The 10,298-nt window shown below is 71.9% G+C and carries 11 protein-coding genes and 2 pseudogenes; 5 read left to right on the top strand and 8 right to left on the bottom strand.

The window, feature by feature from the left end; all coding sequences use genetic code 11:
• The 6 genes and pseudogenes from ABS735_RS38510 to ABS735_RS38485 all read right to left on the bottom strand — a co-directional run.
• Positions 1-467, bottom strand: a pseudogene (locus ABS735_RS38510) (formate dehydrogenase); the annotation flags it as partial.
• Positions 468-665: 198 nt separating this feature from the next.
• On the bottom strand, positions 666-971 hold the full coding sequence (locus tag ABS735_RS38505) for a hypothetical protein (protein ID WP_373906634.1): 306 nt from the start codon (positions 969-971) through the stop codon (positions 666-668).
• A 110-nt stretch (positions 972-1,081) separates the two neighbouring features.
• Positions 1,082-2,293 carry a ferritin-like domain-containing protein gene (locus ABS735_RS38500; protein ID WP_373906633.1) on the bottom strand — a complete coding sequence of 404 codons (1,212 nt, stop codon included), beginning with the start codon at positions 2,291-2,293 and terminating at the stop codon, positions 1,082-1,084.
• Complete coding sequence (locus ABS735_RS38495; RefSeq protein ID WP_373906632.1) at positions 2,290-3,144, bottom strand: phosphate/phosphite/phosphonate ABC transporter substrate-binding protein; 855 nt, start codon at positions 3,142-3,144, stop codon at positions 2,290-2,292. The genes ABS735_RS38500 and ABS735_RS38495 overlap by 4 nt, the downstream gene beginning before the upstream one ends.
• Positions 3,141-4,304 (bottom strand): acyl-CoA dehydrogenase family protein, encoded by a 1,164-nt coding sequence (locus tag ABS735_RS38490; RefSeq protein ID WP_373906631.1) that lies wholly within the window; start codon positions 4,302-4,304, stop codon positions 3,141-3,143. Before ABS735_RS38490 ends, ABS735_RS38495 begins: the two co-directional genes overlap by 4 nt.
• 170 nt (positions 4,305-4,474) lie before the next feature.
• Positions 4,475-4,876 carry a hypothetical protein gene (locus ABS735_RS38485; protein ID WP_373906630.1) on the bottom strand — a complete coding sequence of 134 codons (402 nt, stop codon included), beginning with the start codon at positions 4,874-4,876 and terminating at the stop codon, positions 4,475-4,477.
• A 244-nt stretch (positions 4,877-5,120) separates the two neighbouring features.
• Here ABS735_RS38485 and coxB point away from each other — a divergent pair, with 244 nt between their 5' ends.
• The 5 genes from coxB to ABS735_RS38460 are packed head-to-tail and all read left to right on the top strand — an operon-like array spanning position 5,121 to position 9,031.
• Positions 5,121-5,768 (top strand): cytochrome c oxidase subunit II, encoded by a 648-nt coding sequence (gene coxB / locus ABS735_RS38480; protein WP_373906629.1) that lies wholly within the window; start codon positions 5,121-5,123, stop codon positions 5,766-5,768.
• Positions 5,765-7,441 (top strand): cytochrome c oxidase subunit I, encoded by a 1,677-nt coding sequence (locus ABS735_RS38475; RefSeq protein WP_373906628.1) that lies wholly within the window; start codon positions 5,765-5,767, stop codon positions 7,439-7,441. The genes coxB and ABS735_RS38475 overlap by 4 nt, the downstream gene beginning before the upstream one ends.
• Entirely contained in the window at positions 7,438-7,797 is a 360-nt protein-coding gene (locus tag ABS735_RS38470; RefSeq protein ID WP_373906627.1) for a hypothetical protein, read from the top strand. The genes ABS735_RS38475 and ABS735_RS38470 overlap by 4 nt, the downstream gene beginning before the upstream one ends.
• A 6-nt stretch (positions 7,798-7,803) precedes the next feature.
• Positions 7,804-8,343, top strand: coding sequence for a hypothetical protein (locus ABS735_RS38465; protein ID WP_373906626.1), 540 nt, complete (start codon positions 7,804-7,806; stop codon positions 8,341-8,343).
• A complete protein-coding gene (locus ABS735_RS38460; RefSeq protein ID WP_373906625.1) occupies positions 8,336-9,031 on the top strand; it encodes a haloacid dehalogenase type II in 696 nt (231 codons plus the stop codon). Before ABS735_RS38465 ends, ABS735_RS38460 begins: the two co-directional genes overlap by 8 nt.
• 1 nt (position 9,032) lies before the next feature.
• On the opposite strand, the gene nrfD is transcribed toward ABS735_RS38460, so the two are convergent.
• Both nrfD and ABS735_RS38450 read right to left on the bottom strand, forming a co-directional pair.
• Positions 9,033-10,076, bottom strand: a complete 1,044-nt coding sequence (gene nrfD, locus ABS735_RS38455) for an NrfD/PsrC family molybdoenzyme membrane anchor subunit (RefSeq protein WP_373906624.1) — start codon at positions 10,074-10,076, stop codon at positions 9,033-9,035.
• Positions 10,073-10,298, bottom strand: a pseudogene (locus ABS735_RS38450) (4Fe-4S dicluster domain-containing protein); the annotation flags it as partial. The pseudogene ABS735_RS38450 and the gene nrfD, both read right to left, overlap by 4 nt.

Here is a 10,298-nt window from a genome sequence, read left to right as displayed (position 1 = left end):
CTGGCGACGCCGAGGGTGCGCCGGGTGCGGGTCTCGTCGACCTCCCACTGCCAGCCGGAACGCCGTGACTCGATCACCCGGTCGGCGATCATGTCCATCGCCGTGTCCAGGTCCAGCCGCTCCCACTCGGTGCCGTGCGGACGGCGGTACAGCACGTGGTGCTCGCGGGCGCCGCCGGTGGTGAGCTGCAGGCTGGCCGCGCCCTTGGGGCACAGCCGGCCGCGTGAGATGGGCGAGTCGGGGTCGCCCTCGATCTGGGTGACGCGCTCGCCCTCGACGTAGACGTTCTGGCCGCAGCCCACCGCGCAGTACGGGCAGATCGACTTCACGACCCGCTCGGCGGAGGCGACGCGCGGGGTGAGACGCGCGCTGGTCCCGCTCTTGGCGGCGGCACCGCGGCCCAGCGGGTCGGTCCCCTTCAGCTGGCGGTACACCGGCCAGGAGTCGATCCAGGTGCGTACACCCATCACGTCCGCCTTTCCCGTCGGTGCGCTCGACGCTGCTGCAGGTTCCCCGGTCCGCGGTATTCAACCGGAGCGGTACGGAGAACAGCGGCCGTCGTTGCAGCGCCGCGACGCCCGAGGCGCTACCGCGTCCCGTCAAAGATCCCTGCCTCCACCGCGCGCGGTCGGCATCTTCGGACGACACGGGGCCACCTGGGCGGCTCAGGTGCCGCGCGACCGCGCGGCCCGCTGCATCTGGGCGTCGCCGCCGGCGCGGTTCCTCAGCCAGGCGCGCACAGCCGGCTTCCCGGTCGGATTGACCGCCGCCGGGTTCACCAGGTGCTGACTCGATGCCTGCGTCATGCCGGGGCGGTACTGCTCCTCGGTGGTGAGTGTGTCGCCGCCGTCCGCGGGCAGTCCGGTTGCGATGAGAAATGCCTGACCCGCCGGGATACCGAGGCGGTTCCCGGCCTGCTCGTAGTCGAGTCCCCGCGCCAGTAGGCGACGCACCTGACTCTGGGTCGGCATGAGCCCGGCCTCCTTCGGCTCTCTGCGCGTTCCGTTCACGGCGGAGTACCCGCCGTGCCACGGGCCGAACCGCCGACCGAACCGCGGCGGGGCCGTTCGCGGCCTCGTCGTCACATGAAGTTGCGGGTGTGGAGGAGAGACAGCTCGGCGGCCTCGTCGTCAGAGAAGCCCAGGCGTGACAGCCGGTGACGTCTGCCCTCGTCCATATCCGCCTGCAACCGCTGCACCGCCTGCCAGCCGCGCGCGATCGCCTCGGGGGCCCACGATCCGGCAGCCAGCAGAATCAACGAGTCGAACACGTCCTGGTTCAGCCCGGCGGTACCGGCGAGCGCGTCGTGGCGGCGTTCCACAGCTGCCCTCAGCCGGCCGCGCAACTGGGAATCGGCCTTCGCGCGGTGCTCCAGGTGGCCCACCCCGAAGGCGACGTGCCGGGCCTCGTCCTGCCGCACCAAGTGACTGATCCGGCGGGTCACCGGATCCGGAGCGTGCCGTTCCAGGAACGACAGCAGGCTGAGGAAGCTGCCCTCCCCGAGCACCGACAGCAAGAAGGCGGCGAGGGAGAAGTCCGCTTCGGCGAACAGGGTCGTCAGGGAAGCCCGTCCACCCACCGAAGAGGTGCCCATGACCTCACCCCTGAGGAGAGCCCGCCGGGTGAAGACCTCCACGTGCCGTGCCTCGTCGGCGGCCTGCACCGCGAGCAACTGCAGCACCTCCCGGAAGTGGGGATGCACCTGCACGAGCAGCCGGGCGGGTACAACCAGGGCGGCCTGCTCGTTCTCGACGAGATACGTCATCACCTGCACGACGGCGGCCTCGATCTCGTCGGGAAGGGCGAAGGGGGTGTCCCAGGGAACCGCGGTCCACGGATCCCACTGGGCGGCGGCGGCCTGGCGGTACAGCCGCGGCGCCAGGTCGCTCCAGGCCACGTCCCGGTCCGCGACGGGGAAGAACATCTCCGGGCCACCGGCCTCGACCAGCGCGCCCCGCGCGGCCAGCCCCCAATGCGGCTCCGCCCATCCGGCCGCCCGGCCGGGCCGAGGGTCACCGGCGCGTTCGGCGTTCGCCCAGCGCATCGACGCGGTGCCGCTGCGGCGGATGCGTGCCCGGACCGGGGCGTCGCCGGGATCCGCGGGGCGGACGGTGTGTCCCTCCCGGCGACACCATGCGTCCAGGTGGATCACGAGTGCCGGGTCGCTGCCGGCAACCGCCACCTCCGCACCTGCGGGCACCCGGTCCAGGGCCCTGCGCAGCAGCAGCCGGGCACCCGCGTCCAGACCGAGGTCGCCCAGGTCGACCGTCGACGGGTCACTGGGCGAGGTCACGGCCGGTATCCGACGGCAGTGATCCGGCCCTCGGCGTCGTAGAAGCCCGTGTCGTCCACGGCGGCGGCCAACTGCCGGTAACCGCTCTCGCGTCCCGGCAGCCACCGGGTCAGCCCCTCCAGGTCGAGCAGGTGGCGTACCTCCGGGTCGGCGTAGGACATGGACAGCAGCGACTTCCTCAAACGGTCGGCCGAGGCCGTGTCGAGCGAGGGACCGGACGCCAGGACGCAGTGGTCGTAGGGCGAGGTCCGGCTCAGCAAGCGGGTGGAGCCCGGTGGCAGGACGCCCTCCTCGCCGAAGAGGAGGTGGTTGGAGTCGATGACGCAGGCGGCCGCCACTTCGCCTGCCATCAGTGCCCGTACGGCCTCTCGCTCTCCGCCGATGTGGTCGCCGTGCAGGCCGACTCCGACGTCGTGCCGTCTGACGTCGAAGTCGACGCCCGCCTCCAGCCCGTGCCCGCGCAGGTGGTGCAGTGGGAGCAGCGTCGCCTGCGGGGAGTCCATCGCTCCGACGGCCACCGTCTCGCCCTTGAGGTCGGCGACGGAGCGCACCGGCCCGCCCGCCCGCACCACGACGACCGATGTCAGGTCCTGGTCGGTGTCGCGCATGACGAGCGGCTCGACCTGTACGCCCGCTGTCGCGGCGAGCCTACGGGTGCGCAGCCACGCCATCGGCGAGTGCCAGGCCATGTCGATCCGGCCGCCGACGAGGTCCTCGACCTGTCGCTCGTAGTGGCTGTAGAGCACGAAGTCAAAGTCCACTCCCCGTTCGACCAGCCAGCCGCGGAAGCCGGACCAGATGGTCACCACTTTCGGGTCGTACGCGACGGCCCCCAGCACGATGCCGGTCACTTCGCCTCCTCGAACAGCGGCAGACCGAGCCCGGCACGGCCGCAGAAGTCGTACAGCGCCTCGGTGGTCGGGGCCATCACCCGTGCGGCGAGCGCGTCACGGAACCGTCGTTCCACCCCCAGCTCCCGGCGAAAGGCCGAACCGCCACACAGTCGCATCGCGCCGTCCGCCGTGTCGGCCGCCGTCTCCGCGGCGAGCGCCTTGACCTGGAGCACCCGCAACGTCGCGTCGGAGCGTTCGGCCTCCATGGCGGCCACGGCGTCGTCGAGGAGAGCACGGGCGGCGTCGGCGCGCATCCGCAACGCCGCGTACTCCCGTCGGGCCACCGGCTGGTGTGCCAGGGATTCACCCAAGTGCTCCAGACGGGTCTCACGCAGGTGCCGTGCGGTCAGTTCGAGCAGTGTGTCCGCCACCCCCAGGGAGAACGCGGCGCTGAGCGTCAGGAAGCAGGGCAGCGCCAGACCGAGGGCGATGGCCAAACCCTCGCCGTCGGAACCGAGCGCGGCCGTGCGCGGCACCCGTACGCCGTCCGCGGTGACCGGGTTGGACGCGTTGCCGCGCAGCCCGAACCCGTCGTAGTGGCCGCAGACGTCCAGGCCCGGGCTGCCGGCCGGCAACAACCACAGGCTCATCTCGCCCGCCGCTGCCTCCAGGGGCCTGCTCGACCACACGTAGCTGTCGGCCTCGCCGGCCGAGGTGACCCACGACTTGCGGGCATCCAGCCGCACGCTCTCCGCGCCGTCGGGGACGGCGGTGCCGACGGGAGTCCAGAAGTGGCTGCGCGAGCCGTGCTCGGAGAACGCGAGCGTGCTCAGATGGCGCCCCGTCGCGATGGCGCGCCGCACCTCGTCGTCACCGTGGGCCTCGATGACGGTCACGGCCGCGTAGTGCATCAACACCACCATGGCCGTGGAGCCGCAGATCCCCGCCAGTCGGCCGACGACCGCGGCGGCCTGCCGCAGGTCCCCGCCCCCTCCGCCGTGTGCAGGGGAGCTGAGCAGACCCAGCACCCCGGCCTCAGCAAGGGCCCGGACACCGAGCCGCGGGAAGGAGCCGGTGCGGTCGACCTCCTCGGCGAGTGGCTGGACGACATCACGCACTACGGCGTCCCACTGTTCGGGAACGAGACCCGCCGGTGGCGCTTCGGCGATCTGCGGCATGGTGTCTCCTCCGGACGCGACTCACCGACCGTGCCTTGTCGTCCTCCACTCAAGCAGCCGCGCCACCACCGACCGCTCGGCGCGCGCCACGGACACGCGAAAGGGCACCCGGAACGGTGAACCTCGCCGTCCCGGCCGGCGAGAGGGCGCCGAAGCCGCGGGCGTTCGGCTCATGGCTCCCGCTGCTCCTCCCCTGCTTCCCGCCGGCGCCAGTTGTGCCAGGCGACGGCACGACGGATCTCCGACTCGTGCAGCCCGGTGCGGCAGGCGAGCTGCACGAGGGTGAGCGTCGGCGCACCGTCGGTGAGGACCTGCCCGATCTTCGCCGCCCACAGTTCCTCCTGCACGAATGGCCGGCGCCGGTACTCCTTGCGCAGGCGCTCGAGGTGGGGCTCACCGCAGGCGGTGAGGAGGCGCAGGCCGTCGAACCAGTGGCGGTGGCGGTGTACGGCGGACGAGTCGGGCACGTAGGCCCGCACGGCCTCGTCGACCGGGACCACCATGGCGCACAGGTCGCACAGCGTGACGGGTGAGACCTCGGGGTGCCGCGGGCGCTTCCTGCGTCTCCACATCCTGACTCCTCCTGACCGTGCCGGGCGCCGCTCCGCCGACGGATGCCGTGGGTTCCCTTGTAATGCGAGCCAGGACGTGTCGCGCCTCGCGCCGTGTCCGCCTCGACCACTGCGGGGGTGTGAAGGCGGCACCCCGGGGGAACTTCGCCCTGCGGTGTGTCCGCTCGCGGACCGTCCGGCCTGCCCGTAATGTCCGCGTGGCCCCGGTCCTGACCCGAGACTGGAGTGATCGGATGGTGACACGGTGAGGCAGCGTCACGTCTTCGGCCAGGTGTTCACGCTGGAGTCGATCATCGCGGGTGTGGTGTTCCTCGCCGTGCTGGCGGTGTTCGGCTATGCGTTGCTCAGACGGCGTGCCGGGCGGCCGGTGCACCCCTCGCAGCGCTCGGAGCGTCCGCGTCTGGAGACGTACTACGTCGCCGTGCTGGGTGCCTTCGCCGTGTTCTTGGTGGCCTGGACGGCCTGGCAGAACCACCGTGAGCACCAGTCGGCCGACCGCCCCCCGGTACGCGTCGACGTGACCGGGTTCCAGTGGTGCTGGACGTTCGACTACCCCCAGGCCTCCGAGCGGCGCAGCGTGTCGGGTACCTGCCGGGGCGACGACCTGCCGACCCTGGTGGTGCCGACCGGACGTCCCGTCCAGCTGAACCTGACGGCGAAGGACGTCATCCACTCCCTGTGGGTGCCGGACCTGCGGTACAAGATGGACGCCTTCCCCCACCACACGAACACCTTCACCCTCACCTTGGACAAGGAAGGCCGCTGGATGGGCAAGTGCGCCGAGTTCTGCGGGCACCGGCACTACGCGATGCACTTCTGGATCAAGGCGGTGTCGCCCGAGGAGTACGACAGCTGGCTGCACAGCGGCGGCGGCCAGGGAGTGGCGGCGTGACCTCCGCACCACCGTCCACCGAGGGGACGGCAGTAGGCAGGCCGGTCGCGCCGGGCGGCTGGCTGGGATGGGTGACCAGCACCGACCACCAGCGGATCGGACTGCTCACCATCGGAACGTCACTGGTGCTGTTCGTCCTCGTCGGCATCCTGGCCCTGATCATGCGCGCCCAACTGGCCCGGCCCGAGCAGGACCTGGTGGGCGTGGATACCTACAACCAGCTGTTCACCATCCACGGCTCCGGCATGATCTACATGGTGCTCACCCCGTTCGCCATCGGGATGGGCGTGTACCTGGTGCCGTTGCAGATCGGCGCGCCCGGCATCGCCATGCCGAAGCTCACCCTGCTGGGTTACTGGCTCTACGCGTTCGGCGCGATCGTCATGCTGGCGGGTTTCGCGATGCCGAACGGCGCGCACGCCGACGGCTGGTTCTCCTACCCGCCGATGGCGGACAGCGTCCACTCGCCCGGGGTCGGCTCGGACCTCTGGATCGTCGGGGTGTTCCTCGCGACCACCGGGAGCATCGTCATGGGCTGGGCCGTGCTGTGGACGGTGCTGCGCAAGCGGACGCACGGGATGACGATGCTGCGTCTCCCGGTGTTTTCCTGGTCGATGATCGTCACCAGTCTGATGGTGATCGGCGCGTTCCCCGCTCTGCTGGCCGCGCTCGTCGTGCTGGCCGCAGGCCGCGCGAACCCGGGTCTGTTCGAGTCCAACGCCTGGAACATCGGCTACCAGCACCTGTTCTGGTTCTACGGCCACCCCGTCGTGTACGTGATGTTCTTCCCGTACCTGGCCGCCGTGGCCGAGGTGCTGGCCGTCTTCTCCGGGCGCCGCTTCTTCGGCTATCGGGGCACCGTGCTGTCCCTGCTCGTCTTCGCCGCACTGTCCATGAGCGTGTGGGGCCACCACATGTTCACCACCGGCCAAGCCGCCAACGACTACTACTCGCTGACCTCGATCCTGTTGCTGGTGCCCGCCGGGGCCGAGTACTTCGGCATGCTGGGCACCATCGTCGGCGGACGGCTGCGCTTCCGGCCGCCGATGCTCTTCGCCCTCGCCTTCATCCCGCAGTTCCTCATCGGCGGACTCACCGGCATCATGGTCGGCACCCCGGTCATCGACTACCACGTCACCGACAGCTACTTCGTCGTGGCTCACCTGCACTACGTGCTGTTCGCCGGGAGCGCGTTCGGCCTGTTCGCCGCCATCTACTTCTGGTTCCCGAAGGTCACCGGCGTCATGCTGAGCGACCGCGGTGGACGGCTGCACTTCTGGCTGCTCGTCATCGGCACCAACCTCACCTTCCTGCCCATGTTCGCCCTCGGCTACGAGGGGATGCCGCGCCGCGTGTGGACCTACGCCGCCTTTGACGGCTTCAGCCTGTTCAACCTGCTCTCCAGCATCGGCGCGGCCTTCCTCGCCGCGGCCGTGATGGTCTTCATCGTGAACGTCCTGTGGACCCTGCGGCAACGGGGCCACGGCCGCGCCGAACAGGCTCCGGACGACCCCTGGGGTGCCTACACGCTGGAGTGGGCCACCACCTCGCCGCCGCCCCGGTACAACTTCGACCCGGAGCACCCGGTCCCGCCGATCACGAGTTTCGCTCCCCTGCTGGACCTGCGTCAGCGCCGGCAGAAGGAGGCCGCCGGCGACGGGAGCCGGCCGTGAAACGCCATCCGGCTTTCGTGATCGTGGCCGGCTGGGGCGGGCTCAACGCCGTGCTGCTGGCGGTGCTGGCGGTGTACGGCGAGAGCTCGCTGACGTACTGGCTGTGGGGCGCGTCCGTGGCCGGGCTGGAACTGGTCGCCCTGCTCGTCCTTCTCTCCTCCCGTGCCGGACCCGAGCAACACGTCCGCTACCGGCTGCCGGACCGGGGCGGCGGCGCCGCGCTGCCCGCCGCGCTCGGCTGCGTACTGATCGGGCTGGCCTTCGTGTACGGGCTGTGGCTGCTGGCCCTCGCCGTTCCCCTGCTGCTCCTGGCGTTGGCCCTCGCCGTGCGGGGCACAACGGCCCGGGAGGAGTGAACGACGATGGACCACTCGACGCACACCACACAGCTGTCGTCCGTCGTCGCGATGGCCTGGTCCGGCTTCGCCCTGGCCGCTGTCGTGCCGGGCCTCATGTGGCTCACCCGCCGGTCACCGCTGTGGGAACGGGTGAGCCTGCCGCCGGGCGTGGCCGCGCCGTTGCTGGTGTTGCTGCACGCCTGGGCGATCCTCGGCGGCCTCGTGGGTTTCGTGCCCCAGGCCGGGCCGCTCCTGACGGAACCGGTCCTGCTCGCGGGCGCGGTGCTGTTCTGGGTGCCCGTCGTGACCCGCACCCGGCACCGCCTCAGCGCCCCGGGCCGGTGCCTGTACCTCTTCCTGGCGGCGCCGCTGCTCGACCTGCCCGCGCTCGGGACCATCGCCGCCGGGCACTCGGCCGAGGGCATCGCCATGATCGTCGCGATGCTGCCGTTGAGCATCACGGCTGCCGTACTGACCTGGACGTGGGTCACCCGCGAGGAGCGGCTGGCCGCGTCCGCGGACGGCTGGGCCCTGCCGATGACGGGCGGTGATCCGCGTGCCTGAGGACGGTCTGCCCGAGGTCCTGATCTTCGACGTCAACGAGACCCTCACCGACATGTCCGCGCTCGCCGGCCGCCTGGCGGACGCCGGTCTGCCCGGCGAGATGCTGCCGCTCTGGTTCAGCGGTGTCCTGCGCGACGGCATCGCCCTGACCCTGGCGGGCGGGCGGGCCGACTTCGCTTCCGTGGCCCGGGACGGCCTGCTCGCTCACCTCGCCCTGGAACGGCCCGGCGATCCGGACCCTGGGGCGGCGGCGGACCACGTGCTCGACGCTCTACCCGAACTCCCCGTGCACCCGGACGTCGGCGAGGGGGTGCGGGCCCTGCACGCGGCCGGACACCGCCTGATCACGCTGACCAACGGATCGGCGCGGACGAGCAGCGCGGTCCTGGAACGCGCGGGGCTGGCGGACTGCTTCGCGACACACCTCGACGTCCAGGGCGCCGACGGCCGCTGGAAACCGGCGCCGACCGCGTACGCCCACGCCCTGCGCGTCGCCGAGGTCCCGGCCCGCGCCGCGATGCTGGTCGCGGTGCATCCCTGGGACGTCGACGGTGCCGCACGGGCCGGCCTGCGCACGGCGTGGCTGCGACGTACACCGGTGCCCTACCCCTCGGCGTTGCGGCCTCCGGACCGGCAGGCGGCCGGGGTCGACGACCTGGCGCGACAACTCGGCGCGGCGCGGGGCTGACTCAGGCCGGGGGAGGGCTGCAGGGGAGCGTCGCCCGCGCCCGGGCCTCCCGTCGCTCTCGCTGTGGCAGCACCGTGTACTTGGGATCCTCGGCCGACGCCACCCCGGCGTGGAAGACGCCGAAGCGGAGCGCGGCGGAACCGGCGAGCAGGGCCGCACCCGCCACGACGGAGACTGGCCGGCTGCGCCCGGCCCCCAGGGCGGCCAGTGCGGCGCCCCCGGCCGTGAGCACCTCGGCGGCGCGCAGCAACCGGTGCGCGCCGCCCTGCTCGAACGGCTCCGCCGCCAGGCCCATGCGCCGCTTCATCACCTGGAACGAGCCGAGCTCCAGTACGGCCCCGAGAACGGCCGCCCGGCGCGCGGGACCCGCTTCACGCACCGGTGCGCCGGTCAGGACGAGACCGGCTGCGGCAGTGGCCCCCGAGCCGGCGAAGACGAACGGCATCTCCCGGTACCCCTCGTGCCAGGACGGCACGGCCGTGTCGGAGATCAGCACCGCCGTGTACGTGGCGACGGCCGGGCCCAGCACGGCCGCGGACGCGGTGGCGGCGGCCCCCACCAGGCGGTAGCGGCCGGTGACGTCGGCGGCCACAGCGGCCATCGTGAGCGGCGCGTAACCCGCCAGCAGCCACGACCCCACACTCATGGGAGAGGTGGGCTTGAACACGCGGAGCATGTTGAGGAACCGGCAGGGGCGGCCGAGGTCGTGCACCAAGGCGGCCAGCGACAGCGAGATGCCGCCCGCCGCCCCGAACTTCGCCACCCGGGCCAGCGCGGGACGACCGGTCACGTGGGCCCCCGCAGCCAGCAGCGACGACCCGCCGGCCAGACCTCCCAGGTACAGATAACCCGCGATGTCCAGAGCCTTCCACGTCGGCTTGTTCAGGATCGGCTTGCCGTAGTACGAGGAGAACTCGGCGTCGGGCACCATCGCCCGCTCACCCCGGCTGCGGCGTCGTCGTCGCCCCGCCTGGCTCCCCGTCAGGGCGTCGCGTCCGGGGCGTGCCCCCTCCACACCGTCACGGGTGACGTCGGACTCGCTCATCGCGGCCTCCTGGCGAAACTGACGACGGCGAGCGCGGCGAGCGAGGCGGCGGCCGCGGCGGCGTGCCGCCACATGGCTGGCAGGTCGCGGGTGGTGACGACCGGGTCGGGAGGCAGGCCGTACACCTCCGGTTCGTCCAGCAGCAGGAAGAAGGCGCCGTCGCCGCCGACACCGTCGCCCGGGTCCTCGCCGTAGAGGCGGGCGTCCGAGACCCCGGCGGAG

The organism is Streptomyces sp. MMCC 100 (assembly GCF_041538145.2).
GTDB lineage: Bacteria > Actinomycetota > Actinomycetes > Streptomycetales > Streptomycetaceae > Streptomyces.
Note: the sequence above shows the minus strand (reverse complement) of the source record. Positions and strands in the feature narration are given on the sequence as shown.

Bases quoted from the DNA above. Each gene is read 5' to 3' on its own strand.
- ABS735_RS38465 (WP_373906626.1), top strand. From the start codon at position 7,804: ATGGACCACTCGACGCACACCACACAGCTGTCGTCCGTCGTCGCGATG.
- ABS735_RS38485 (WP_373906630.1), bottom strand. From the start codon at position 4,876: ATGTGGAGACGCAGGAAGCGCCCGCGGCACCCCGAGGTCTCACCCGTC.
- ABS735_RS38505 (WP_373906634.1), bottom strand. From the start codon at position 971: ATGCCGACCCAGAGTCAGGTGCGTCGCCTACTGGCGCGGGGACTCGAC.
- ABS735_RS38490 (WP_373906631.1), bottom strand. From the start codon at position 4,304: ATGCCGCAGATCGCCGAAGCGCCACCGGCGGGTCTCGTTCCCGAACAG.
- nrfD (WP_373906624.1), bottom strand. From the start codon at position 10,076: ATGAGCGAGTCCGACGTCACCCGTGACGGTGTGGAGGGGGCACGCCCC.